The sequence below is a fragment of the Dyadobacter sp. CY312 genome (genome assembly GCF_021390535.1).
Taxonomy (GTDB): domain Bacteria; phylum Bacteroidota; class Bacteroidia; order Cytophagales; family Spirosomataceae; genus Dyadobacter.
Genome location: NZ_JAJUXG010000013.1, coordinates 97,937 through 122,910 on the forward strand (window position 1 = coordinate 97,937; position 24,974 = coordinate 122,910).

24 protein-coding genes are annotated in these 24,974 nt (G+C 43.1%); 11 read left to right on the top strand and 13 right to left on the bottom strand.

Annotated features, from left to right (window positions below; all coding sequences use genetic code 11):
• The first annotated feature begins 94 nt into the window (after positions 1-94).
• Complete coding sequence (locus LZG71_RS18795; RefSeq protein ID WP_233822940.1) at positions 95-1,408, top strand: DUF2268 domain-containing putative Zn-dependent protease; 1,314 nt, start codon at positions 95-97, stop codon at positions 1,406-1,408.
• A 70-nt stretch (positions 1,409-1,478) separates the two neighbouring features.
• Here the strand turns inward: LZG71_RS18795 and LZG71_RS18800 are convergent, their stop codons facing one another.
• Positions 1,479-2,519 (bottom strand): YncE family protein, encoded by a 1,041-nt coding sequence (locus LZG71_RS18800; protein WP_233822941.1) that lies wholly within the window; start codon positions 2,517-2,519, stop codon positions 1,479-1,481.
• Between the two features lie 243 nt (positions 2,520-2,762).
• Positions 2,763-3,062 (bottom strand): hypothetical protein, encoded by a 300-nt coding sequence (locus LZG71_RS18805; RefSeq protein WP_233822943.1) that lies wholly within the window; start codon positions 3,060-3,062, stop codon positions 2,763-2,765.
• Between the two features lie 337 nt (positions 3,063-3,399).
• Here LZG71_RS18805 and LZG71_RS18810 point away from each other — a divergent pair, with 337 nt between their 5' ends.
• A complete protein-coding gene (locus LZG71_RS18810; RefSeq protein ID WP_233822945.1) occupies positions 3,400-3,879 on the top strand; it encodes a hypothetical protein in 480 nt (159 codons plus the stop codon).
• Positions 3,880-3,951: 72 nt separating this feature from the next.
• Here LZG71_RS18810 and LZG71_RS18815 read toward each other — a convergent pair whose 3' ends face one another.
• Together LZG71_RS18815 and LZG71_RS18820 are read right to left on the bottom strand one after the other, a co-directional pair.
• On the bottom strand, positions 3,952-4,479 hold the full coding sequence (locus LZG71_RS18815; RefSeq protein ID WP_233822947.1) for a hypothetical protein: 528 nt from the start codon (positions 4,477-4,479) through the stop codon (positions 3,952-3,954).
• A gap of 54 nt (positions 4,480-4,533) precedes the next feature.
• Positions 4,534-4,707, bottom strand: coding sequence for a hypothetical protein (locus tag LZG71_RS18820; RefSeq protein ID WP_233822949.1), 174 nt, complete (start codon positions 4,705-4,707; stop codon positions 4,534-4,536).
• A 256-nt stretch (positions 4,708-4,963) separates the two neighbouring features.
• Here LZG71_RS18820 and katE point away from each other — a divergent pair, with 256 nt between their 5' ends.
• The 7 genes from katE to LZG71_RS18855 all read left to right on the top strand — a co-directional run bounded on the left by katE (position 4,964) and on the right by LZG71_RS18855 (position 12,698).
• Entirely contained in the window at positions 4,964-7,147 is a 2,184-nt protein-coding gene (katE, locus tag LZG71_RS18825) for a catalase HPII (protein ID WP_233822950.1), read from the top strand.
• A 115-nt stretch (positions 7,148-7,262) separates the two neighbouring features.
• A complete protein-coding gene (locus tag LZG71_RS18830) occupies positions 7,263-7,721 on the top strand; it encodes a hypothetical protein (protein ID WP_233822952.1) in 459 nt (152 codons plus the stop codon).
• A gap of 311 nt (positions 7,722-8,032) precedes the next feature.
• Positions 8,033-8,665 (top strand): hypothetical protein, encoded by a 633-nt coding sequence (locus LZG71_RS30565; RefSeq protein WP_304488664.1) that lies wholly within the window; start codon positions 8,033-8,035, stop codon positions 8,663-8,665.
• A 241-nt stretch (positions 8,666-8,906) separates the two neighbouring features.
• The gene (locus tag LZG71_RS18840) at positions 8,907-9,497 is read left to right on the top strand and encodes a transposase (RefSeq protein ID WP_233822954.1); all 591 of its coding nucleotides are present in this window, start codon (positions 8,907-8,909) and stop codon (positions 9,495-9,497) included.
• A gap of 187 nt (positions 9,498-9,684) precedes the next feature.
• Complete coding sequence (gene rmuC, locus LZG71_RS18845; protein WP_233822956.1) at positions 9,685-11,235, top strand: DNA recombination protein RmuC; 1,551 nt, start codon at positions 9,685-9,687, stop codon at positions 11,233-11,235.
• Positions 11,236-11,356: 121 nt separating this feature from the next.
• Positions 11,357-11,848 carry a peptide-methionine (S)-S-oxide reductase MsrA gene (gene msrA, locus LZG71_RS18850; protein ID WP_233822958.1) on the top strand — a complete coding sequence of 164 codons (492 nt, stop codon included), beginning with the start codon at positions 11,357-11,359 and terminating at the stop codon, positions 11,846-11,848.
• Between the two features lie 307 nt (positions 11,849-12,155).
• Positions 12,156-12,698: a cupin domain-containing protein gene (locus LZG71_RS18855; protein ID WP_233822961.1), complete on the top strand. Its 543-nt coding sequence runs from the start codon at positions 12,156-12,158 to the stop codon at positions 12,696-12,698.
• Between the two features lie 33 nt (positions 12,699-12,731).
• Here LZG71_RS18855 and LZG71_RS18860 read toward each other — a convergent pair whose 3' ends face one another.
• Entirely contained in the window at positions 12,732-14,528 is a 1,797-nt protein-coding gene (locus LZG71_RS18860) for a PQQ-dependent sugar dehydrogenase (protein ID WP_233822963.1), read from the bottom strand.
• A 206-nt stretch (positions 14,529-14,734) separates the two neighbouring features.
• Positions 14,735-16,198 carry a PLP-dependent aminotransferase family protein gene (locus LZG71_RS18865; RefSeq protein WP_233822965.1) on the bottom strand — a complete coding sequence of 488 codons (1,464 nt, stop codon included), beginning with the start codon at positions 16,196-16,198 and terminating at the stop codon, positions 14,735-14,737.
• Positions 16,199-16,343: 145 nt separating this feature from the next.
• On the opposite strand from LZG71_RS18865, the gene LZG71_RS18870 reads away from it, so the two are divergent.
• Positions 16,344-16,778, top strand: coding sequence for a carboxymuconolactone decarboxylase family protein (locus LZG71_RS18870; protein ID WP_233822967.1), 435 nt, complete (start codon positions 16,344-16,346; stop codon positions 16,776-16,778).
• Positions 16,779-16,859: 81 nt separating this feature from the next.
• Here LZG71_RS18870 and LZG71_RS18875 read toward each other — a convergent pair whose 3' ends face one another.
• A complete protein-coding gene (locus LZG71_RS18875) occupies positions 16,860-17,198 on the bottom strand; it encodes a helix-turn-helix domain-containing protein (protein WP_233822969.1) in 339 nt (112 codons plus the stop codon).
• Between the two features lie 122 nt (positions 17,199-17,320).
• Between LZG71_RS18875 and LZG71_RS18880 the strand changes: the two genes are divergently transcribed.
• Positions 17,321-17,731, top strand: coding sequence for a DoxX family protein (locus LZG71_RS18880; RefSeq protein WP_233822971.1), 411 nt, complete (start codon positions 17,321-17,323; stop codon positions 17,729-17,731).
• 16 nt (positions 17,732-17,747) lie between these two features.
• On the opposite strand, the gene LZG71_RS18885 is transcribed toward LZG71_RS18880, so the two are convergent.
• From LZG71_RS18885 to LZG71_RS18910, 6 genes are all read right to left on the bottom strand, one after another.
• Entirely contained in the window at positions 17,748-18,071 is a 324-nt protein-coding gene (locus LZG71_RS18885; protein ID WP_233822973.1) for a hypothetical protein, read from the bottom strand.
• Positions 18,072-18,077: 6 nt separating this feature from the next.
• Entirely contained in the window at positions 18,078-19,001 is a 924-nt protein-coding gene (locus LZG71_RS18890) for an AraC family transcriptional regulator (protein ID WP_233822975.1), read from the bottom strand.
• A gap of 16 nt (positions 19,002-19,017) precedes the next feature.
• Positions 19,018-19,326, bottom strand: coding sequence for a hypothetical protein (locus tag LZG71_RS18895; RefSeq protein ID WP_233822977.1), 309 nt, complete (start codon positions 19,324-19,326; stop codon positions 19,018-19,020).
• Positions 19,323-20,150 carry an SDR family oxidoreductase gene (locus tag LZG71_RS18900; RefSeq protein WP_233822979.1) on the bottom strand — a complete coding sequence of 276 codons (828 nt, stop codon included), beginning with the start codon at positions 20,148-20,150 and terminating at the stop codon, positions 19,323-19,325. Before LZG71_RS18900 ends, LZG71_RS18895 begins: the two co-directional genes overlap by 4 nt.
• Positions 20,151-20,287: 137 nt before the next feature.
• Positions 20,288-21,769: a capsule assembly Wzi family protein gene (locus tag LZG71_RS18905; protein ID WP_233822982.1), complete on the bottom strand. Its 1,482-nt coding sequence runs from the start codon at positions 21,767-21,769 to the stop codon at positions 20,288-20,290.
• A gap of 99 nt (positions 21,770-21,868) precedes the next feature.
• Positions 21,869-24,967: an efflux RND transporter permease subunit gene (locus tag LZG71_RS18910; protein ID WP_233822984.1), complete on the bottom strand. Its 3,099-nt coding sequence runs from the start codon at positions 24,965-24,967 to the stop codon at positions 21,869-21,871.
• Positions 24,968-24,974 lie beyond the last annotated feature (7 nt).

Below are 24,974 nucleotides of genomic sequence, written 5' to 3' on the forward strand. Positions count from 1 at the left end.
GCGATTCTGGCCCATGGTTGTAACTTACTTCCAATTGTTGTAATGGACTCCTTTTCTAACGAGCTTGTATAAATTTCACTTCAATACATACAAAATGACAAGACTTAGCCTACCGAAAGCCATTCAATTGTGTATAGCCATTCTTCTTTGTTTTAGCACAGAGATTTTTTCACAGGATTTTAACCAGGAGGCCAATAGGCATCAAAAGCTCGGAGACAGTCTGGAGCACGCAAAACAATACAAGTCAGCCGCCCGGCACTATCAGGCCGAGGTTAAACTGAGGAAAATGATAGCTTACAAAAAGCAAGCATCTGTAAATGCAGGTTATAGCTATGCAATGGCGCAGATGCCAGATAGTGCTCTTGTTTGCTTTGAAAACGCCGTAAGACAATTTGGACTTAGTAACAGCAACTGGCTGGACACGGAACCTGCCTTGGCACAGGTTCGGAAATTGAAAAGGTTTACTGAACTTCGGAAGTATATGTCCGAACTACAAGGTGCGCAACAAGATCCTGATCAGGCAATGTTTGTAACAAGTGACATTAATTTATTTTGGAAAGCCTACGATCTATATCAAAAAGACTCCTCCAATGCACAGAAGATTTTCTTAACCGAGTATTTTGAGAAAGGCAGCCCGAGTCTTCAGGAGTATTACAGAATTAAAACCCCCAACATTGGTGGTCTGAAAGGATTTGTACACAACATCAAAAAAATGCCTCGGTTCTATGAAAGTATCAGAGCCAATACAGAGCAGGTTGCTGCATTGGAAGACACCATTCGGGTAATATACCGTAATTTGAAACGATGGTATAAACCCAGTAAATTCCCAAATACAACCTTCGTAATTGGCGCGTGGAGCTCGGGGGGAACCGTTACCAATTATGGTTCAATACTCGGTGCTGACATGCAGTCGGCCAATGCCAACACACCAATTTCGGAATTGAATTTGTGGCAGCAAAAAAACCTGATTCCATTTGTTGGCCTGAAACATGTGGTGGCCCATGAACTGGTACATGTACAACAAAACAATATGGCGGGTGATACAACCCTGCTTTGTCATGCGATCCAGGAAGGAATGGCCGATTTTCTTGGAGAGTTGATCAGTGGTAAAACAGCCAACGAGCGACTTCAGGTTTGGGCTGTCGGCAACGAAAAGAAGGTATGGGCAGAATTTAAGAAGGAAATGTATCTGGATCGTTACTCTAACTGGATTGCAAATAGCAATCAGGAAACTGCTGATCGCCCTTCCGATCTGGGCTATTGGGTTGGTTATCAAATCTGCAAAGCCTATTTCGAGCAGGCATCCGACAAAAAAAAGGCAATATCCGATATGCTCAATATTAAGGATTACAAGGCATTTTTGATACAGAGTAAAGCTGACGAAAAACTTTCAGGAAGTACCAAATAAAACAAGCGGGGCTGGCACAAGCACTGTACCACCCCGCTTACTTCAATTCACATCGTCAGATTTTACTCCTTCAAATCTTGCTAATTTTTACCACAGCATTCGTGTTTTCAAGTTTTTCTTCTGGATTGCGCCCCGTTTTGTTGGTTACATAAATTGCTCCCGTGGCTTTGTCGATGCTGATGGTATTTGGAAGTCCGCCCGTTGGAATTCTTTCGGTCACCTTGTAATCCTTTGCATCAATTACCGCGATTTCCTTTTTGTTGCGGTTCGCAGTGTAAACCACATTCAGTTTCTCGTCATACACCAATCCAATCGGAGAAGTATCGTAACCAAGGTATATTTTATTGATGATCTCACCCGTATTGCCGTCAACCACAGTAACGTTGTTGTCGTTGGATTGGCTCACAAATAGCCGATTGTTTTTGTAGTCAATTGCGATATTCAACGGGCAGTACGACCAGGTTTTAAACTTGCTGATCAGCTCATTTTTCTCCGAGTCAAACACAAGAATATTACCCTCCATGGTATTGCTGTCGGTGGTATATATGCGCTTACGTTCCGAATCCACATTTAGTCCAAGCAAAGAAGCGTCAGGATATTCGATGGAATTCTTCAAAGTATTGGTAGCGCCGTCAATAATCCAGATAGACGGATGACCATGGTCAGAAACGTACACCAGATTCCTATTTTCATCAACCACAAGCTCTCTGATTCTCCCCTTTTCCTTAACGCCTTCAATAATCTTCTGGGTTTTCGTTTTCAGATCCACCGCACTTACAGAGTTCTGTGTAGCATGGCCGATGTACAAAGTCTGGGTTTTATTGTTGACAGTTATACCGAATGGCAGTTTCTTGCCCAGACTGATCGAATCGATTACCGCCAGATTTGTGCCATTTAATACGTACACAAAATTTTCGGAATTTTTGTTAAAACCAGCTTTCGGCCCAACGACGTAAACATTTCCGTTGGTAGGATTATGCACCAGCTGATAAACTTCCGCATTGATTTTTTGTACGCCGTCAATCTTGTATGTTGGCTCCGGTTTCTTTCTTTGTGCAACCGCGGCCACCGCCAAACCGGCAAGGCAGACTGTGAAAAATAATGTACGCATCGTATTGAATGATTTATGTTTGAATAAACTTGGTTCTCGATTGTTAGTAGCGTAACAGCCGGCAAGCCACAGTCGACAACTCAATTATTTTTCACAATGCTTTCAAAAATGGAATGTAAAAAATCAACATAAAATAACCATACAAACCTCACTTTCAATACAATAATATGTCAAAGCCCACGCACAAAAAAGCACCAGGTTCCTTTTCATAAAGGCTCCCGGTGCTTTTTGGACAGTACTCATTTATTGGTGTTTGTTCGGCTTATCTTTCTGCACTTTTCTGGATGTGGTGTCCACGTCATGCCTCTTCCGCGTTGAATCGCTGTTCAGATTTGCATGATTTGACGGATAACCGCCAACCTCTTTCTGATTGCCCTCTCCCGTGCCCATGGCCGCCCGGCTCGCTGCTCCCGAGCTATCGTTTGGCGTCGTTTGAGAATCTGAGCCACTGTCGTTGGTACTATTTGATTCCTTCCCGCAAGATGTGCACATCAGTGCAGCTGCCAAACATAACGTTCCTATGCTATTTCGTAAGATTTTCATTCTGTGGTTAGTTAGTTCTGTTTTAGAGTTTTAAATAACCATACCCACCGGTATATATTCCAGACCCTATAATGTGTAGTCAGCCGTTGCCCCTGCCTCACCACGAATCTGGGTATTTACGTCCGCAATAGGAAGCTCCTTTTTTCGCTAAACTATAATCGATAAGAAAACTCGATAATCACGGTTTAGTGCAAACGTTACTTTTTGAAAGAATTTGATTGTATACGTCAAATTAGCCTCATAAAATGCAATTACAATCGTTTGCAGGGTACAGTTTTTATAGAAGCAATTGCATATTAGTAGAAATACTTTAATGCAATTTTAAAGAAACTCAACAATGAATAACCTACCCACTTTCATTAATGATATTGTTCGGATCTGGAACATACATCAGCACAGGGAGGACCTGTACAAACAAGCAATGACCCTGGACAACGTTGGCTCTCTCCGCCGAGTGTGTAGCCACGGATACATTAGTTCGCTGCTATTCAAAAAAGAGATTCAGTGGATTTATGACGGGGTGAAATGTTCTTTGCAGGATGGCGATATTAATCTTAAATTAAACACTAAAACTATCCCTGCAAAATTTTTTGGAAGTATTGACAGACTTTCCATTGCAAGAATTTTACGTGAGCAGGAACAAAAAACAATCCGGATCTACAACTCGATTATATCAGGTATTACTTTGTCAAAGGATGAAATCGATATTTTTTCAGATCATTTACAAAAACTGAAAGACATTGATTTTCAACTAAATAAAGAACTTATACATAGCTATGAAAATGTCCGATCATTTCAGGTGGCGCTAGCTTCCTGAAATCAGTACAGGTCAATAACAACAAAAGGTTCGTTCTGCGAGCCTTTTGTTGTTATATAGCATTCTACAATTTTAGCCGAATTCGGTATATCCGTCATCTCCAAGAATATCTGTTCCGTTGTTCAAGCGAAAATTCTGGATGATAGACTTTTTTTCTTTGCCATTGCGGGGATCCACACTGATTATAATTCCCCCTTCCCGCATACCGCTGTCGTAAGAATCAAAATGTTGCTCAGGAATTCCTGATCCCCGCATCACATCTTGTTTTCCCGTGACAGCAGAAACAGCTTCGGCAGGCATTTTTCTTTGCAAAGTATTCGAGATTGCGATACCTACTCCGGGCAGAGATATCATGGAAGTAATGGAGATGATGAACCCTGTAAAAGCGTTCGCTGCCTTACTTAACGCCGATTCATCTACTGGTTCATCGGTATAAACCTGATTCTTACTCAGCGTTTCATCGGACATAAGTACAGAGATGTCATCTTCCGTATGCCCCATCTGTATCAGATTGTGATAGGCATTGTCCGCATCCTTTTTGGTAAAGAATACTCCGGAAACGGTTCCGACAGATTTGGATGAAAAACCTTTATTTACCATTTTAATCAGTGCGTTTAACTTTGACAACTTTTGACAATTGACTTAGAGCAAAACTTACAGCGCAATGAGATCGTCCTCCTTAAAACTCTCCTCCACATCGTGCTCTTCGTTATCCCTGAACTTGCAACGTACCTCATCCGAATCGTGTGCATAACCAATTACAGTCATTCCCTGCGTTCCGTTTTTCTCTTTAACCCAGTCTCCTTCTTTGAATTTTTGATTTTCCATAATGTTGATTTTTACAATTAATCAGCATTGAAGTACATAAACTCCAACCAATATCTCCCTGGCTAACAATACTATGCCAGTGACGTCTTGTGGTTCACGAATTGTTTCTCAAAAAGTTTTCCTCAAACGTTCACATAAGAAATGGTAATAGAATAATTTCGATAGTCATTCATATTGGTATAGTTCTTGTTAGTATCTATTGTTGTGCGGGTCCGCACTATCAACTTCACCTTCAACATTAAATACTAGAATTACTATGGCTCAAAATGAAAAATCGAAGAACTCAAATCAGAAACTCGAAGATTTGGAAAGGTTTAAAGAATATGGATCGGGAGAATTTCTGACAACGAATCAGGGACTAAAAGTTAACGACAACCAAAACTCACTGAAAGCTGGTGAAAGGGGCGCTACACTGCTGGAAGACTTTATTCTTCGAGAAAAGATAACTCATTTTGACCACGAACGTATTCCTGAAAGGATAGTCCATGCAAGAGGTTCGGCAGCACATGGCTATTTCCAGGTGTACGAATCGTTGGGAAAGTATACAAAAGCGAAGTTCCTTAACGATCCTGCGTTGAAAACACCAGTTTTCGTACGGTTTTCAACAGTGGCAGGTTCGAGAGGATCCAGTGATCTGGCACGTGACGTACGTGGGTTTTCGGTGAAATTTTATACACAGGAAGGTAATTACGACCTGGTAGGAAATAACATGCCCGTATTTTTTATCCAGGATGCAATCAAATTCCCCGATCTGATACATGCAGTAAAACCAGAACCTCACAATGAGATTCCCCAGGCGGCATCTGCACATGATACCTTTTGGGATTTTATATCGCTAATGCCTGAAAGTACGCACATGATTATGTGGGCAATGAGCGACCGTGCCATTCCACGCAGCTTGCGCATGATGGAAGGATTTGGCGTGCACACTTTCCGGTTTGTCAATGAACAAGGTGAAGGAAGTTTTGTAAAATTCCACTGGAAACCGCTATTGGGCGTGCATTCGGTAGCCTGGGACGAAGCAACAAAAATCTCTGGGAAAGATCCTGATTTCCACCGCCGCGATTTGTGGGAAGCAATTGATACAGGCGCGTTCCCGGAATGGGAACTGGGAATTCAGATTGTAAAAGAAGAAGACGAGCACAAATTCGATTTCGACTTGCTGGATCCTACCAAAATAATTCCGGAAGAACTGGTTCCTATTCAACTTGTAGGGAAACTTACTTTGGACCGCAATCCCGATAACTTTTTTGCAGAAACAGAACAGGTAGCATTCCATCCGGGACATCTGGTTCCTGGTATTGATTTTACCAATGACCCATTGTTACAAGGAAGATTGTTTTCCTATACCGATACGCAACTTTCACGTCTCGGCAGTCCCAATTTCCATGAGATACCGATCAACCGTTCGCTACCGACCGTGCACAATAATCAGCGCGATGGCCACATGCGTCAGCAAGTCAACAAAGGCAGGGTCAGTTACGAACCAAATAGCTTAGGAGATAACCATCCTATGCAGGCAAAGGCAGCGGAAGGCGGTTTCACATCCTATGCAGAGCGCATTGATGCTAAAAAAGTGAGAGCAAGAAGCAACAGCTTTTTCGATCACTTCAGCCAGGCGACTCTGTTTTTCAACAGCCAGTCGGAACCCGAAAAAAATCACATCGTTGACGCATTCTCTTTCGAACTGGGCAAGGTTGAAATACCTGAGATTAGAAAACGGATGGTAGGAATACTCACTTTGGTTGACAAGGACCTGGCTGCAAAAGTGGCCGACAACCTTGGAATAGAAGTACCTGAGCCTCCTGCACAGCTAAACCACTCTGTTCCGGCGGATGGCAACCCTGAGGAATTTCAGCCATTTACCAAAGAGCAGAAACCTGATGCATCGACTGCATTGAGTATGCTAAACACAAAGAAAGACTCGATTAAAACGCGTAAAATAGCGATACTTGCAGCAAATGGTGTCGATGAAAAGTCGTTAAACGACATGAAAAATGCACTGACTGCTGAGGGAGCAGTACCCATGATTATTGCACCGAAACTGGGCAAAATTAAAGGTATCAAAGGGAATGAAACAAAAGTGGATATGAGTTTCCTTACTACCGCTTCGGTATTGTTCGATGCGGTGTTTGTTCCGGGTGGTGCGCAAAGTGCTGCCACTCTGGCGGACGACGCTGATGCCATTCATTTTATTAATGAGGCATATCGTCACTGCAAGGTAATTGGTGCAGAGGCCGACGGAATTGATGTTTTGAAGGCTTCCTATCTTGGTAAAAATTTCCCTGTAACTCCACTCGAAATGGATGTTCAGGCGGCAGAAGGTGTGGTTCTAATTTTCCGTGATGGTGAAGGCTCCAACCGTGAATCAGAGTTCATCAAGGCCGTTGCACAGCACAGATTCTGGGACCGCGAGCTTAAAAGCAAGGTTCCTGCCTGATCAAGCTCACTTTATATCAGACACAAAAGGTTTCCCGAAAGGAAGTCTTTTGTGTTTTGGATTAATGGCATAATCTTTGTGCTTAAGGCAGATCATCACTTACCTCTACAATACTATGTCACAACTAAAAACCTTTGCAGCCATGGCTGTTGCAATATTTATGGCTGCCTGTAATTCCAATCCAACCCAGAATACGGCTCTTGATACCAAACGTTCGGATGAGGATTCGACGTTTAATATTTGCTATTCTTCTATTGTAAAAAAGGATACGGTTTTGTTAAATGCGCACATGTCGGGTGACAGTGTTACCGGAAGTCTTGGTTATAAACTTTATGAAAAAGACCAGAACAACGGATCTATTCTCGGTAAAATGTACGGAGATACGCTTCGTGGCATGTACACTTTTATGTCCGAGGGTAAAGAATCCGTACGGGAAGTAGCATTTATAAAAAAGGATTCTCTTCTGGTTGAAGGCTACGGAGCATTGGAAGAGAAAAACGGGAAAACGGTTTTCAAAGATCCGCAACAGCTTAAATTTGACGGAATTGTATTAGCGAAAGCGCCTTGTAAATAGGATCGCGAGATATGAGAAATGAGCCTGGGACATGATTTTTGTCTCAGGCTTTTTTGTGTCTTTTTATATCTGTTCCAGGTAATAAACCTATGCTGGACAACCCTTGTCTGCCACTTGAATTATTTAACGGTAAATTGTAATTTAATTATTTGATATTCAAATAATTAACACAACTAAAACCAGCTCAATACATACAGTCATAACCCATATATGTTATTGTGACCACTTCGCATAATCTTGAAATTTGTCTTAGACAATAAGTCGAAAAAGTACAACAGTCACACTTTTTTACCCTTAAACGATCTAAGAAAATGAAACGATTAACTATTTTGATGTCAGCAGTATTGATGGTTTTCATGATGGCCTCTTGCGAGAAATCCACAGACGGAGAACCAGGCCCGAAAGGTGATAAGGGCGACACAGGAGCAACTGGTCCTGCTGGCTCTACGGGACCGGCAGGAGCTGCTGGTACTACGGGAACCGCAAATGTGATTTATTCAGACTGGTACGGGCCGGATTTTAACGGAGGGAGCGTATGGACCGGGACAACCCTCGAGGGACGACTGATAAATACAACCAAAAAAGCGGCATCAGTAGTAACCGAAAATATTCTCAACCAGGGGGTTGTTTTGGTTTATGCAAAATTAGGAGCCTATGGGACTATCTACGGGCTATCCCCATCTGCGGTTGCCATGCTTCCAATATCAGGGACAGTAACCCGCGCGGGTGTGATTCAAACCGAATCGTGGCAGGCAGTGGCGCAGACAGGAACTGTAAATGTAAATTTTCAAAATTCCGCTAACCTCTGGGGAACTGCATCTATGGCAACTGACTATCGCTTTCGTTATGTGATCATTCCAGGCGGAGTTGCAGGAGCCCGCCAGGCAGGTATCGATTATAAAAATTACGAACAGGTTAAAAGGGCTTACAACATTCCTGATTGATTTTTACTTTTAAAGAACCCGTTGTAAATACTGACGGAGAAAATGGCCTGGGATACAAATTTATGATTTGTGTTTCAGGTCATTTTTTTGCTTTGCTATTTTAAACTTCAAATCCATCAGGATCATTTTTCATCAGAAAGACAATTATTTCCTAATGAACTCCACAAATATCGGCACCTCGAATTTTATAAATCTATTGCTACATTACGGAACAATTCTTCATCATAAACTATGCTGTATCATGGCTTTCGATCCACGCATCCACCACCGCAGATCAATCAGACTTAAGGGTTATGACTATTCCCGGGAAGGCGCCTATTTCATTACCATCTGTTGCGAGAACATGAAAAACCGTTTTGGTTACATTGAAAATCAGGAGATGATATTAAATGAAATGGGTGTTATCGCATATAATGAATGGGTCGCATTGTCTGGGCGATTTTCAAATATTGAATTGGATGTATTTCAAATCATGCCGAATCATATGCATGGCATTATTGTGATTGTTCCCGTCGGGGCAACCCTCGCGGTTGCCCAAAATGACACGGTGGGGACAGGGTGCGATAATTACATTGAGATGGGGACAGGGGCTAGCCCTGTCCCTACGTCCGGACGGACGGTAACGGTTGGGGACATTGTTGGCGCGTATAAATCGCTCGTTTCCAATGAATGTTTAAAAATATTTAAAATCAAAAATAAAACCATGGGTAAATTGTGGCAACGGAATTATTATGAAATCATAATACGAAATGATCAGTCATACCAACGGATTTCCGACTATATTGTCAACAACCCTGCAAAATGGAAACAAGACAAATTTCATGAGAAATAATATTTGCGCTTGTCGGCTTAAATCTTCTTGTTGGAACCAGTTAGTCAACGAGATACAATTTATCTCTTCAAATTTGTGACCAGAATACAACTGTGGCGTAAAATCAGGATGGTAATCTCTTTCTTCAATTGAAACTAAAAGGATCACTTGTGGTTAGTATTTATACTTGACAATGAAAATCGATAATATGGAATTACTAATATATCTGGTGCTGGGTGCCGTTGTGGGAGCCATGATTGGCTACTTCATGTCAAAAGCCGGTACCAACTCAACACGTCAGAATGAAAAAGATGAGGCGCAGCGGCGGTTGAATGAAATAGAGCTTGATTACCGTGAGCTGAAAACACGAAGTTTTGTACAAATTCAGGTACTCGAAAATGCAATCAGGGACAAGGACGGTGAGCATGTTGTATTAAAAAACGAGATCACGAGTCTGCGTCATAATCAACAATTGGTTCAGGATGATTTGTCGAGAGTAACGGCCAATCTACATGCTGCAAAACAAACTCTGGCAGAAAAAACAGCCGATTTTGCAGGTTCAAAAAAGGAATTGGAATTGCTGTTGCAAGATCTTAATTCAGCGAATCAACGCCTGGCGACGGCATATGCTGAGAACAATGCGCTGAACGAAAAAATGGAAACTCAGAAAATTGAAATCGAAAATCTGGGTAAAAAGTTTAATCTGGAATTCAGAAACATTGCCAATGAAATTCTGGAAACGAAGACTGCCACATTTACCGAACTCAATAAAACCAATCTCAATCTGATTCTGGAACCATTGGGCAGAAACATTGCCGAGTTTAAGAACAAGGTTGAAGAAGTATACATCAAAGAGGCGCAGGAAAGGTTTTCCCTGGGAAATGAAGTTTCAAAACTCGCAGAACTCAACCGCATCATCAGTGATGAAGCACGGAACCTCACGAAGGCTCTGAAAGGCGAAGCTAAAACGCAGGGGCGCTGGGGAGAAATGATTCTGGAAAGTATTCTGGAACGGTCCGGACTGGTGAAAGGTCGGGAGTATTTCATGGAACACGAGCTTCGTGATGCGGACGGAATTGCGCTCAGATCGGATTTGGCAGGAAAGAAAATGAGACCCGATGCCGTTATCAAATATCCCGATAACCGCAATGTGATCATTGACTCAAAAGTTTCGCTCAATGCATTTACAAGGCTCATTGCTGCCGTGGATGTGGATGAACAAAAAACTGAACTGAATGCACACATTGCAGCTATCAAATCCCACATCATTTCACTTAGTGCAAAAGGATACGATGATTACGACAAGTCCCTCGACTTTGTCATGCTGTTTGTACCCAGCGAGCCCGCCTATATTGCGGCATTACAAGGCGACCCGGATCTTTGGAATTTTGCGTACGATAAAAAAATATTATTACTCAGCCCAACCAATCTGATCACGTCCTTAAAGCTGATTGTTGACCTTTGGAAAAGAGAATACCAAAACCAGAATACACTCGAAATTGCTGAGCGTGGAGCAAAACTGTATGACAAGTTTTATGCATTTGTTTCCAACCTGAAAGATGTTGGCACACACATGGAAAAGGCGCAGTTCAAATATGGCGAGGCATTTAAACAATTGTCTGTGGGTAACGACAATCTCGTTTTGCAGGCCACCAAACTGAAAGATCTGGGGTTAAAAACGAAGAAAAACCTGCCAGACCTTGGGTTGCCAAATTCGTTTGATGAGGAGAAATTGATTGGTGGGGAAGACCAGTTTTGACAAAGATTATGACAAGAAGACTACTCTTGCAAGCTTACTTCAGTCATCAAATTCAATAAATATATTTTATTTTGAGGGCATAGAATTTGTACCCTTACATTAGAACATAAAAACACATAATATGAGCACTGAAAAAGCCATTTTGGCAGGTGGTTGTTTTTGGGGAGTGGAGGAGCTGTTCCGACACCGTCCAGGAGTAATTTCAACGGTTGTGGGATACACAGGAGGTGATGTACCCAATGCTACCTACCGCAACCATGGCACGCATGCAGAAGGAATTGAGATCACATTTGACCCGGCTCAGCTGACGTATCGTGGACTGCTTGAATATTTCTTCCAGATTCACGATCCGACTACAAGAAACCGGCAGGGAAATGATATCGGAACTTCTTACCGGTCTGCCATTTTTTATTTAGATGCAAACCAACAAGAAGAGGCCAATAAGCTGATCGCAGAAATGGAAGCATCAGGTACCTGGCCGGGACAGATTGTTACGGAAGTAGTTCCGGCTGGTGACTTTTGGAATGCAGAAATTGAACATCAGGATTATTTACAGAAAAATCCAGGAGGATATACCTGTCACTTCGAAAGACCAGACTGGAAACTGAACTAGTTATCTGCAGATGAACTTATTTGCCTTTTAATAAAGGATCAATAAATTAGGGATTAGTCATACAAGATAGGCGTACTTTGGTGTGCTTATCTTGTTTTATGACAGCAATAAAAATTAACCATAAAAGCTGGCTCATTCTCTTCACCAACGCCTCGCTCCGCTCCAACTGGCATGATTCTGTTGCGAAGTTGCTTCATCGATGGTAACCTCTCCACGCATAATTAATGGGTTACCAAGGTTTTGAAATTTATAGTCTGGCATTCGTCAGGATACGGATTGTAACATTATCAACTAAACATGTTGCCTTATGGATATCATGAAACCATTGGAATTCCATTTCAAGGATGATGGAATTATCCCCAACAATACACTTCCGCTGCTGCTTTACAAACAGGCATTTACATTAAGAGGTAATGAAGCGGGCGACTGGATTAAAAAACATTTTGCTTCCAACAACTGGACAAATAGCTGGCGGTGGGGAATTTATCCTTTTCATCACTACCATAGCAATACGCACGAGGTATTGGCTTTGCTCAGCGGCCAGGCCTTGCTGCATTTGGGAGGTGAACAGGGAATCAAAAAACAGGTTGAATCCGGTGATGTGCTCGTGATCCCGGCTGGTGTGGGGCACAAATGTTTGTCATACAGTGCTGATTTTGTGGTCTTGGGTGCTTATCCCAATGGGATTAAACCTGACCTGATTAGAGAAGTAAAAAGCGCCAGACCCAAGGTAGATTCAAACATTGAGCATGTAAGCCTGCCCGACAAAGATCCTTTGATGGGTAAAAACGGAGGACTGACAAATATTTGGCACCTGGTAAACGAGCCTTTACATGAAAACAAAGTGTGAGAAGCAGAAGCGTTTCTGCTTCTCAAATCTAGCCTAGTGCATCACCAATACCTTTTGCTGCAACACCTGTTCCCGGTTTTGCAGTCTGATTAAATAAATACCCGACGGCACGTCATTAATCTGAATTTCCAGATTTCCCTTTTTGCCGCTAATATCCTGTTTATGCAAAACATTGCCGCTCGTTGTTATGACTTCAATAGTTTGAAAATCCTTTTCTAACAGCACATTGAGGATTCCGGAATTAATAAACGATGGTCTGACGAAATTGCTCGCTTCATTCTCTGCATCCTGTATCGAAATCACTCTGGAATACCTGAAACTTTGATCCAGATCAACCATTTTCAAACGATAGTAGGCATTCTCCGAATTTCCGGCTATGTGCGAAAACTGGTATTTACCTCCTTGTATACTGCTTTGGGAAGTAACCGAGCCCACTTTAGAAAAAGTGTTCAAATCCGTGCCATATTCAACCTCAAATGCGCTGAAATTTTCTTCTCTTGTGGTTTCCCAAAATAGTTTATTTCCTTCAATAGTCCTGCTACCACGAAATTCCGTAAGCGTAACTGGCAGTGCCCCGCTAGCTTCAATTCTGAACAATGAGCCCGGATTTAGCCTCACTGCATACAGTTCACCATTCTGTGCTTCACCTATATCCGACACACTGGTTATGTTTTGCGCCGGGCTTCCGATTGTGGCAGCAGGTCGGATCGTTGTGGTCCAGGCGGTGTTCTCTGCATTGCGTTTGATGAGTTGAAATTCCCCTGAAAAATAATCGGTACCTACATAATAGCCAACCAAGTCCAAATATCGGCTGCCTCTGTACACCACACCACCCACTACCGATGCTCCCTTGTATTGGTAAGCCGGAGCAAAGTTTGAGAACGTTCCACATTTCGGATTTGTACTGGTTCCCGTTGTTGGATATACCGCATTTCCTTCAAAGCAATTCCAGCCATAATTCACACCGGGTGCAGCAGTCGCCGGCCGAAAATCTATTTCTTCCCAGTTGCTTTGTCCCACATCCCCAATCCACATATCGCCCGTACCCCGGTCAAAACTCCATCTGAAAGGGTTTCTTAAACCATAATCAAATACTTCATTATTGAAGGGGTTACCTGACGGAATTGTATAAGGACTTGCGAGAGAATAGCTATTCACGTTGATTCTTAACATTTTACCCAACAAATACGACAGATCAGCTCCTTCCTGTATGGTTCGCTGCGCGTTATTGTTTGGATCTCCCCCGCCTCCACCGTCACCAGTCGATATGTAGAGTAATCCGTCGTCCCCAAAATGCATCTCACCTCCATTGTGATTGTTTGCGTCCCTATGTGGAATCAGCAAAACAACCGCGGCTTCCGTCACCGTTGCCACATTGTTCAAGGGATCGGCCACCTTATATCTTTCAACAACCAGATCACCTGATGATGCGCGGGTGTTGGTATAAAAAGCAAAAAAAACGCCCCGATTTGTACTCGAAGCGCTTGCATAGTCGGGGTGGAAAGCAATACTAAGCAATCCGCCTTCGCCCAGTGTTCCGACTTTTGCCACCGGTGAGTTCAGATTGAGAAATGTAGTGAGCGAGGGTGTAGCCGCATTGGGGTTAAATACTTTAATAACTCCTGCCCGTTCCGTCACAAAAACCCGACCCGAACCATCACCCGCATGAAGAACCTGCATCGGCGATGAAAGTCCGCTGGTAAGTACCGGACTGAGTGTCAAAGTGGATGGCTGTGCCTGTGCAAAAAAGGATAGCATCGTAAGGCTCAAAATACTGCTTAATAGCCAAAGCAACTCCGGCTTTTTCGGATTCCTAATAACGTGCTGCATGTGTGGTAAAGTTTAGATTGACATATACATTAAAGTTATTTCTACTTAATACAGAATAACTGTTACAATATTCATGCCTGAAATAAGGCTTACTAAAATCCCACTATATTGGCCATTTTGCACTGTAAATGAACCACTTTGAGATAATTGAGCAGTACATACTGATGAAAAATATATCAGGTAACCACATTGCTTTATCTATTCAACTAATCAAGCACCTTTTTCAAAACTCGCAATGCTTCCACCATTTCATTTTCCCTAAGTGAAGCGAAGCCCATTCTTATTGCGTTGGTGGAAAAGAATTCGTTTTTAGCGAAACTTCCATTGCTGATGTAGAGACCGTTTTTAGAGGCGTTCTTAGCCATTTCCGTCAAAACAATTTTTTCATCTAAGTTTGCCCACACAGCCAGACCTCCTTCCGGAACCTGGAATTCAATTTTATCCCGAAAATCGGTTCGGAGTATTTCACAAAAGAGGTTCCTTCTTTGTTTGTAAATTTTTAAAGATTTACGAAAATGCCTGTCCATTTCCCCGTTATCAAACATAGCGGCAAATGCCTCTTCCAGCAACGTGTCTCCTTGCCTGTCCACGAGCTGCCTTAGGCCACACGCCGCCTGAATAAAAGGGGACGGGCCAATCATGAAGCCAATTCGCATAGCGGGGGCAAAAGTTTTGGTGATGGACCCAAGGTAAATTACATTTTGATTGTGATCGATACTTGCTAATGGTAAGTGAGGTTTGTTGTCATAATGAAAATCAAAATCGTAATCATCTTCTATGATGGCAAAGCGGTATTGTTTGGCAAGATTTAAAAGTTTTAGCCGCCGCTCTACACTCATGGTAACAGTGGTTGGGCAGTGATGATGCGGGATGATATAAACCGCTTTTATTTTCTTTTTCAGTAAGACACCTTCCAGATAATCAATATCCATTCCATTTTCATCCACCGGAATTCTCACCAGACTCGCGCCAGCATATTTGAAAGTATCATCGGCAGTGAGAAAATTGGACGTACCGACAGCTATACTGTCACCCGACGAAAGCAATAACTGAGCTGACAGATATATACCCATTTGGCTACCCTTCGTAATGATGATGTTGTCAGGAGAAACAATGACACCTCTGGTATTGGAAAGGTATTTACTAATGGCTATCCGAAGATTTTGTGAGCCCTGGGAACTGCCATATCTCAAAAAGCTTTTCCCATAAAATTTTCGCGAAAGGCTGCGATACTCACGCATAAGCTGATCTACCGGTGCCAGACGGACGTCAGGGAATCCTTCATCAATAGCCAGACCGGTGTGTTGGAGACTTTCTGCCGGTGTTGCATTTTCAAACCGATTTGTCCACACAAAAGTCTCTTTCGTATTGCCTTTTTTACCTGACTGGGGTATTGACGGTTTATTAATTGCAGGCAATTTGGATAGTACGAAAACCCCTTTTCGCGGAACTGATTCAGCCCAACCCTGACTGGTTAATTCTTCGTAAGCCATTTTAACCGTATGCCGGTTGACACCGATTAACTCCGCAAGAATACGGGAGCCTGGCAGTACATCCGATGGGCGTAGCGTACCGTTTGTGATTAATGCTATAAACTGGTTACAAACCTGGATGTACAGGGTTGCATGCGCATTCCGGTCAATTTGAATCAGCGATTTATACGGCAACATCTGGGTGGGTATTTTTGTGTAAACTGGTATACAAAGCTATACCAGATATCTGATACTTTTGCATAAAATAGTCTGGTTAGGAAAGCCATTCTATATTCGGATTACACCTGAAATTAACTTATTAATCAAGCAAATTAAATTTAAGATGAGTACTCGAATCAACATTCAAAAAGTAAACCCTGAGGCGTACAAAGCCATGCTGGGACTGGAAAAATTCATAGAAAGCACTTCTCTCACAAGAGCGCATAAAGAACTGATCAAGATAAGAGCTTCACAGGTGAACGGATGTGCGTTTTGTCTTGATATGCATACCAAAGATGCCCGTAAAGCCGGAGAAACCGAGCAGCGGATCTATACCCTCAGCGCCTGGCGTGACACCAATTTTTTCACAGAAGAGGAACAGGCAATATTGGCTCTTACCGAGGAAGTTACGCTGATCAGCAATCATGTGAAAGACGAAACTTATGAACGTGCAGTTAAAATTCTGGGAGAAAAATATCTGTCAGAAGTGATCATGGCAATCATCACTATAAACGCCTGGAACCGCATTGGTATCACCACCAAACTGATGCCGGTTTAAATTCAACATTATTGAATTATTTATTCTAAAAAGTACAGCTGTTGATGGCTGTACTTTTGTTATTTTATTAACCAATCAGCCCTACTCCCCCATAATCTCTTTCCTGTGTTTGACTCCCCACAGATACAGCACATCCAGAATTTGCTCGGCCGATTTGCCGTGTTCTGTTATCGCGTACTCAACTGTGGGTGGAAATGTGTCGTAAACTGTGCGGGTCACGAGTTTATTTGTTTCCAAAATTTTCAGCTCTTTCGAAAGCATCTTATCCGTAATTCCACCAATGTCTTTTGAAATCTGTTTAAATCGTTTGTTCCCGGTCGACAGAGACAGCATGATCAGCAGCTTCCAACGACCTTCCAAAGCTTCAAGTGCGTCCTTGATGGCAAGCACATTTCCGGGACATCCTTCACGAGTGAGCATTTTCTTTTTGGTTTTAAAACTCTGCCGATACTATCCGTTCGGATATCGCTATCCAACCGGATAGTACTATATCGCAGATAGCAAATGTAGATACTTTTGTGTCATTCAAAAAACAACCAATCATGGCCACTCAGCAAAAAACAACAGGATTTCTACACATCGCACTTTGGAGTGCACAGGTATTACTGGCAGCCAGTATGGTTTGGGGCGCAACAATGAAATTATTTACACCAATTGATGAGTTATCGAACATGTGGCCTTGGGCTGCCCAAGTTTCACCTGCGTTCCTGAACTTCACCGCCATTGTAGATATACTCGGAGCATTAGGATTAATACTTCCCGCACTGCTCCGTATTCAGCCAACACTCACACCGATTGCAGCAGTTGGCATTGTAGTTCTGATGATTTCAGCGGCAGCATTTCATATCCAAAGAGACGAAGCATCACAAATCGGAGCGAATGTGGCATTTGCCTTTGTAGCAATTTTCATCGCCTGGGGCAGGTTTACTAAGGCACCTATTGCACCGAAGTAAATGCCAAGTCTTCATCCTATTCCAGCAACTTTTCCGTCTTTGTCAAAAACTTCTCCGTCGCTTCATTGATATCCAAACCCATGCGGTCGGCAAGAATGGTTAGCCACCATACGCATTCGCCCAATTTGTGTTCAAGCTCAGGAATGGTTTGTTCACCTTTCGGCCAGCGGCCTTGTTGTGACATCGTTAATCGGCCAACCAATCCGGCGTCCGTCAGGAAAGCGAGTGCGTCTTCTTCCACCGTCCAGTTGCTGCCTTGGTGTTGCTGTTCCAGTTGGTGATATCGTTCTCTGATTTTCAGTGACCGCTGTTTTATTTCTTTTAAATCTAAATCCTCCATGAGTGATTAGTTTGCGTTAAAAGTGTGTTTGAATTCAACGGGTGTCAGGTTTGTTTTCTTTTTGAAAATCTTGTTGAAAGACTGAGGATGCTCAAAACCCAGCTGATAAGCCACATCGGCAACACTCAGATTGTCCGACGCCAGATATTCCTTCGCCTTTTCAATGAGTTTTTCATGAATGAACTGCTGCGTATTTTGTCCTGTGTGTACGCGCAACAAATCACTGAGATATCGGGGCGAAAGATTTAATTTATTCGCCAGATATTGCACCGTCGGCAAACCCTGCATCAGGGATTCCTTATCGTTAAAATACTGATTGAGCAAATCTTCCAGCCTGGTCAGTACATCATGATTGGCCGCTTTGCGCGTGATGAATTGTCGCTTGTAAAATCGATTACTGTAATTGAGAAGCACTTCAACATGGGAAATGATCACATCCTGACTGAAATCGTCTATGGAGCCGTTCAATTCCTGCAAAATATGCTCAAAAACCTGAGAAATCGTTACTTTTTCCTTTTCCGACAAATACAACGCCTCGCTGGCTGAATAAGAAAAGAAACCATATTTCTGGATTGTTTTTGCCAGCGGATAATTCCTCAGAAAATCAGGATGGATGAGCAACGTGTAGCCGGCATAGTCCTTCTCGTCTTCCGCCGCTGCAATGATCTGATTCGGAGATACAAACGAAATCCCCCCTTCATCAAAGTCATAATAATGCTGTCCGTATTTTACTTTTCCGGTCAGTTTTGTTTTGTATGAAATTTTGAAAAAATCGAGAAGAAGTACTGTCGGCAATTCGTCCGCAGGCGTAGTAATATCGGCATAGTTAACCAGACTCACCAGCGGATGCAAAGGTTTTGGCAAACCCAATGCCCGTTGCAGTTCCGATATGGAACTGAACTTTTTCGGGCGACTGATTTCGTTTTTCATGTTATAAAGCTAATCCTTAATTGGTCAGGTCGTGCTCCACCTTCGAAATATTCCAGTTGACAGTGCTTTGATCGATCATGTCGTGAACAACAGAATCCGCCAATTCGTCCATAAGCCTGTGCATGGAATCGGTGCCGTTTTTTACAGAACCCCAAATGAGTATGTCGGCAATTGTTCCATCGTTTTGCTGCACAATTTTTCTCGACCGAAAACCAGGCTGGCGTTTCAGAAAATGATCAATTTCTGTATTGGCTTCAATGAATTCTTTACAGGAAAAGCTGTTCAATTTGAATGTCGTAATTTCCAGTGCTTCTGTGTTCTTCATGAGTTCAGTTTGTTTTGAGTTGCCGGAAGATGAAGCTTTTTGCTGAGTTCTCTTCTGAAATTTTCGTTACCCATTTCCTCACGTTGCCGGGCAATTCTGACGGCATCATTTCCAGCCAGATAACGCAACTGATCTTTGCCATCTGTGGCCGCTTCGTAAACCACTTCCGCAATGTGTTCTGCTTCTGTAAATTCAATCAAAGTGCCGTCCGCGAAAAGTTCACCCAATCTTTGATTCAGCGTTTCATATTCTTCACCAATAACGGCCTGCATTCCGTTGATAAAATCACTTTTGATGCCGCCAGGTGCAACTGTTTTGATGCCAATGTTAAACAAAGCAAGGTCATAGGAAATGCTTTCGCTAAATCCTTCCAAAGCCCACTTGGTAGCGTTGTAAACCGGAGATAAAGGATTGGAAGAGATTCCGCAGACAGAAGTTGTGGTGATAAAAAGACCGTTTTTCTGTTTTTTAAAATGGGGAATAAATGCTTTTATAACCCGCAAAACACCAGTGAGATTGGTGTCGATTTGATTGGTAATTTGGTCATCCGTGCAAGATTCCAATGCACCAACGAGTCCGTAACCGGCATTGTTGAACACCACGTCAATGGTGGAATTTTTCAACGCTTCACTTACCGTACTTTCTATTTGGGATAAATTTGTGACGTCGAGCGGAAGTAACGTTACATTGCTGAGATGCTGCAATTCCGTTTCCTTTGCAGGATTGCGCATGGTTGCAATCACATTCCAGCCTTTTGCCTGAAACAACCGGGTAGTTGCTTTTCCCAAACCTGTGGAAGCCCCTGTGATGAAAATCGTTTTCATTTTGAGATGTTTAAATTTTACATCACAAAGGTCACTGGTTGCGAATACCCGGAAGTATCCAAACTGAGTTATGTTGTAGCCGAAATGGTTGGTGGGACTAAGAATACTTTTTCTTTAAGTTAAAGAATGCACACCCTTTACCTAAACCCAAAACTCTTTTGAAAACCAAACGAAACACCATAACTAACGGGATACAAATCACCCTTATCGGCAGCAAGAGCAAGTTTTCCTGCAACTCCTCCTAAAATGTTAATTGGAGCAAGTAGTGAAATAAAGCCGGAAAATTGCTTTGGAGTACCTTCGAAAGGATTGTCGTACGCGCCGGAATTACTGGAATAGGAGAACTTCCCCGCCCAGTTTATTTTCTGAAAAAGGGTTCCGCTCATGCCGAGATGGTATACAGAAACGCGGTTGTTGCTCGTGAAAAAATCTGCATAGTTAGGCCAGTTCCAGATGGTTTCCGAAGTTGGAGGAATAAATGGCGTTCCTATTCCCCTGCCCAAATAGGACCAGCCATCTCTTACCTGGCCGTTGTTGAAGTAATCATCTTTCCCTCTCTTATAGCTGGGATCAAGGTCGTCGGCAACCGCTCCACCCTGATTTTTAGTATGAAGGAATTCCAGGACAACCGTGTTCAGTTCAAAATTTGAACCATAACTGTTTTTTCTTCTAAATCGGATCCCGTTCAGGCCATCAGCAATATTACTCAACCAAAACAGTGAGCCATCCTCATAAATATTCTGACGGTATACAAAAATACTCATGCCATAAGTTTCGATTTCCGCCGTCAGATCAATACTACCAAGGTGATTGCCGACCCGGCCGGTTGCATCGTGGTGGCTCGGATTGTTGCTGTGCGCTCTTCCGGTCACAACATTGATGTAGTTCTGAAAGTCGTTGGGCATTTGCCCGTCTTCTGTATTATACGCTGACTTACCGCCCCACTGAACCTGGTGATTGAAGCCTCCATACAATTTCAGGCGCGAATTGACCTTTCCTATTCTGGCGTAAAGTGATTTCTGATGCAGTTTCAAATTGCTGGTAACAGGTCGGTTTTTATCAAACCAACCATCGGAATAAAATGCCTGAAATGACACCCATCCTTTGGTAAACGGCACGGCAACAAATTTTGTAGTCCCCAGCTGAATTTTAGGTATTGGCATGGCGTTGGTCGACCAGGAATAGGATCCGGAGCTTAGTAATGAATCAGCCAGTCCAACCCACTGTTTTTTTCGTCCTGCAAAAAATTCCCAATTCCGGTAGCGTACTGTAAAATGTGCCTGAGGCAGAATAACCTGCGATTTTTCAGCTGCCAATCCTATTACCTCTACACCGCCACCAATTCTCAGGGGTTTTTGCATACCGGATCCCAATCTCCAATAATGTTCCAACCCAACACCAACTCTTCCTGCATTTCCCGTTGACGGGACCGTTCCAAACTGATTGGCCTGAAGCCAGAAAGGAGTACTGTCGATTGAACTTGCGTAACCAGAAATTTCTATATAATTGTTAGTTGAATCAGCGTAGTTCTGCTGAATTTCACCGCTGTTTTGCGCAAAACTTACGCTGTGAATCATGGCTATAAAAAGTCCGCTTTTTCTAATAATCCGACAACTCAAACATTGCATATTTTACTGTTTAAATGGAAGTATGTGTTCTGGGAAGTTTACAAAGTGACCCGCCAAACGCATGGTTTAACGGGTCACTTTGCAGACATTTTAATGAGTTACCTTGTCACTCTTTCGGTACGCCCAGTAGAAAATCTGGGGTAAAACGGTGAAGGATAAAAACATACAGATGAGCAAACCACCTACGATCATAATGGCCAGTGGTTTCTGTATTTCCGAACCCATTCCATTGGAAAGTGCCGCTGGTAAAAGTCCGAGAGACCCCATGAGCGCAATCATAATTACGGGTCGGATACGGCCATAAATACCCTCTGAAATAGCCTGCTTCAACGGAAGTTTCCTGACCAAATTTTCTTTCATCACATGGACCAGAATGATACCGTCGATCGTACAGACTCCGAAAAGTATGATGAACCCGATACCGGCAGATATGCCGAAAATGGTACCGGTGATCCACAATGAAATAAATCCTCCGACAAAAGCAAACGGAATGGTAATGAGTGAGATCAGCGTATCTTTGACATTGCCAAAATCCATGTACAAAAGGAAGATAATGAGCACCAATGCAGCGGGAACGATTACCGACAACTGCTTGGTAGCACGCTCTTTGCTTTCAAACTCTCCCGCCCAAACAACCTTTGTATTCTTGGCAAATTTGACATTTTCCTTTACCACTTTCTGCGCTTCCGCAATGGTGCTGCCCAGGTCACGGCCATCAATACTAAATCCGATTCCGATGTAACGGCTGCTGCCATCACGGTATATAAATGCCGGACCGGTTTTGGTACCGATAGTTGCAATTTCCTTCAACGGCACCTGATGGTCGTCCAGTGAAGGAATTAGTATATTGCCGATCTCTTCTTCTGTATCCCGGTAGTCTTTCTGATAACGAATCGTAATGTCGAACATCCGGTCATTTTCATAAAATACGGATGCCGCCTTACCTCCTATCGTCATTTCTATTACCGCCTGAGCGTCGGCCATGGATACGCCGTGTCTTGCCATGCGTGCCTCATCTAGTTTGATTGCCAGCTCAGGAATACCAATGTTCCGGTAAACCAATACATCCGCAACTCCCTGTACTTTATGAAGATTGTCTGCAACCTGATCGGCCAGATTCTCCATATCTTCCAGGTCTTCCCCGAATATTTTTACCACAAGCGAGCTCTTCACCCCCGCCACATATTCCTCCACATTATCCTGTATCGGCTGGCTGAAACCCAGCTGCACACCCGGATACGACGAAAGCACTTCTTTCATTTCACGGAGCAGGTCTTCCTTATTCACCTTCCTTTTCCACTCCTTTTCCGGTTTTAGCTGAATGTGAAATTCGTTGTTGAAGAAACCCGTCGGATCCGTACCATCGTTAGGCCGGCCGGTTTGACTCATTACAAATTTTACTTCATCGAAAGAACGGAGTGTATCCCGCAAAGCATTCCCCGTTTTTACCGACTGTTCCAGATTGATGCTGTTCGGCAAAGTAGCCCTGACATAAATTGCTCCCTCGTTCAGTTTTGGAATAAACTCGGTTCCGTAGTTCATGAATTTTACAGCACAAACCAGAAACAAAATCACGAAAGAACCCATTACGATCTTCTTATTCCGATCGCTCCATTGATATAGTTTGAAGATGTTGTTTCTAAAAAAGTTCACAACCGGGTTGTTCACTTCCCTCACATTTTTATTGAGCAGCACCTTACACATCGCCGGCACAAATGTCAGACTGAGTATCAGCGAACCAACCAGCGCGTATCCAAGCGTGAAGGCAAGCGGAGCAAACATTTTTCCCTCCACTTTCTGAAAAGAGAAAATTGGCAGCAAGGCAACGATCAGGATGATCTGAGCAAAGAAAATATGCGAAGCCACATTTTTCACACTGCGTTTGATCAGCCCAAGTTTTGACATTTTATTAAACCTGTCGACGCCGAGCCGAAGTGATGATTTTTCGAGATCCACGTAAATCTTTTCGACGATGACCATCGTCCCTTCGAGCAGCAATCCAAAGTCAATCGCTCCCAAAGAAATCAGGTTGGCAGGAAGTCCCTGTATGCGCAACATGGTGATGGCAAACAGGAAAGAAAGCGGGATCACCAACGCAACCGTAACAGTGGTACGCCAGTTGAACAGAAATACAAAAACGATGAGCGAAACCAGCACAATGCCTTCGGCAAGGTTGTGCGTGACTGTATTAACGGTTGCATCAACGAGTTCTGTCCTGTCAATAACCGGTACAATTTTCACGTCCGACGGAAGAATTCGGTTGTTCAGATCGTCAATCGTTTTTTGAAGTTTAATGATCACATCACTCGGATTCTCCCCCCGAAGCATCACCACAATTCCCTCAACCAGATCTTTATCCTCTCCCAGCCCGACCTGCCCCAGCCGGGGTTTGGCGGTAATATTCACTTCCGCAACCTGCTTCACGAGCACAGGCGTGGAGCCTTTTACATTGATCAGAATGTTTTCAATATCCTGCGTACTTTCGAGCAATCCCATTCCACGCACCACATAAGCCTGGTCGCCCTTCTGAATCACATCTCCGCCTACGTTGATATTGCTTTTTTCAACTGCCTCATACACATCCAGCGGAGTGAGGTTGTATTGTGCAAGCAGAGCCGGATTCACCCGCACTTCATATATCTTTTCTTCACCTCCAAAACTGGCTACCGTGGCCACACCCGGCACCGCCACCATTTCCCTTTCAATCACCCATTCCTGCAATGCAGTCAGTTCTTTGATCGGGCGATCGCTTTTCAGTACATATCTGAAAATTTCTCCCGTAGCACCATAAGGCGGTTCAATTTCCGCCTCTGCGCCAGCAGGTAAATTGATATTTCTCAGCCTGGTGGATGCATATTGCTGCGCATAAAAATCGTCGACTTTGTCTTCAAAAAGCACCGTAACAACCGATAACCCGAAAAGCGAAATGGACCTTACATCTGTTTTTTTAGGAATGGTATTCATCTCCTTCATCACAGGAAGTGTCACGAATTTCTCAATCTCTTCGGCACTGCGACCGGGCCACTGGGTGATGATCCTGGCCCTGGTATTGGTCACGTCCGGGAATGCCTCTATGGGTGTGTGAATGTAACTGAATACACCCACCACAGCCAGTACGGCGGTCATAAAAAATATGATCATCGTATTCTTCAAAGAGAATGCGACGATACCTTGTGTTAGTTTTTGCATGAAATGA

Excerpts from the sequence above, each read along its gene's own strand:
- LZG71_RS18795 (WP_233822940.1), top strand. The coding sequence starts at position 95 with ATGACAAGACTTAGCCTACCGAAAGCCATTCAATTGTGTATAGCCATT.
- LZG71_RS18800 (WP_233822941.1), bottom strand. The coding sequence starts at position 2,519 with ATGCGTACATTATTTTTCACAGTCTGCCTTGCCGGTTTGGCGGTGGCC.
- LZG71_RS18805 (WP_233822943.1), bottom strand. The coding sequence starts at position 3,062 with ATGAAAATCTTACGAAATAGCATAGGAACGTTATGTTTGGCAGCTGCA.
- LZG71_RS18810 (WP_233822945.1), top strand. The coding sequence starts at position 3,400 with ATGAATAACCTACCCACTTTCATTAATGATATTGTTCGGATCTGGAAC.
- LZG71_RS18815 (WP_233822947.1), bottom strand. The coding sequence starts at position 4,479 with ATGGTAAATAAAGGTTTTTCATCCAAATCTGTCGGAACCGTTTCCGGA.
- LZG71_RS18820 (WP_233822949.1), bottom strand. The coding sequence starts at position 4,707 with ATGGAAAATCAAAAATTCAAAGAAGGAGACTGGGTTAAAGAGAAAAAC.
- katE (WP_233822950.1), top strand. The coding sequence starts at position 4,964 with ATGGCTCAAAATGAAAAATCGAAGAACTCAAATCAGAAACTCGAAGAT.
- LZG71_RS18830 (WP_233822952.1), top strand. The coding sequence starts at position 7,263 with ATGTCACAACTAAAAACCTTTGCAGCCATGGCTGTTGCAATATTTATG.
- LZG71_RS30565 (WP_304488664.1), top strand. The coding sequence starts at position 8,033 with ATGAAACGATTAACTATTTTGATGTCAGCAGTATTGATGGTTTTCATG.
- LZG71_RS18840 (WP_233822954.1), top strand. The coding sequence starts at position 8,907 with ATGGCTTTCGATCCACGCATCCACCACCGCAGATCAATCAGACTTAAG.
- rmuC (WP_233822956.1), top strand. The coding sequence starts at position 9,685 with ATGGAATTACTAATATATCTGGTGCTGGGTGCCGTTGTGGGAGCCATG.
- msrA (WP_233822958.1), top strand. The coding sequence starts at position 11,357 with ATGAGCACTGAAAAAGCCATTTTGGCAGGTGGTTGTTTTTGGGGAGTG.
- LZG71_RS18855 (WP_233822961.1), top strand. The coding sequence starts at position 12,156 with ATGGATATCATGAAACCATTGGAATTCCATTTCAAGGATGATGGAATT.
- LZG71_RS18860 (WP_233822963.1), bottom strand. The coding sequence starts at position 14,528 with ATGCAGCACGTTATTAGGAATCCGAAAAAGCCGGAGTTGCTTTGGCTA.
- LZG71_RS18865 (WP_233822965.1), bottom strand. The coding sequence starts at position 16,198 with ATGTTGCCGTATAAATCGCTGATTCAAATTGACCGGAATGCGCATGCA.
- LZG71_RS18870 (WP_233822967.1), top strand. The coding sequence starts at position 16,344 with ATGAGTACTCGAATCAACATTCAAAAAGTAAACCCTGAGGCGTACAAA.
- LZG71_RS18875 (WP_233822969.1), bottom strand. The coding sequence starts at position 17,198 with ATGCTCACTCGTGAAGGATGTCCCGGAAATGTGCTTGCCATCAAGGAC.
- LZG71_RS18880 (WP_233822971.1), top strand. The coding sequence starts at position 17,321 with ATGGCCACTCAGCAAAAAACAACAGGATTTCTACACATCGCACTTTGG.
- LZG71_RS18885 (WP_233822973.1), bottom strand. The coding sequence starts at position 18,071 with ATGGAGGATTTAGATTTAAAAGAAATAAAACAGCGGTCACTGAAAATC.
- LZG71_RS18890 (WP_233822975.1), bottom strand. The coding sequence starts at position 19,001 with ATGAAAAACGAAATCAGTCGCCCGAAAAAGTTCAGTTCCATATCGGAA.
- LZG71_RS18895 (WP_233822977.1), bottom strand. The coding sequence starts at position 19,326 with ATGAAGAACACAGAAGCACTGGAAATTACGACATTCAAATTGAACAGC.
- LZG71_RS18900 (WP_233822979.1), bottom strand. The coding sequence starts at position 20,150 with ATGAAAACGATTTTCATCACAGGGGCTTCCACAGGTTTGGGAAAAGCA.
- LZG71_RS18910 (WP_233822984.1), bottom strand. The coding sequence starts at position 24,967 with ATGCAAAAACTAACACAAGGTATCGTCGCATTCTCTTTGAAGAATACG.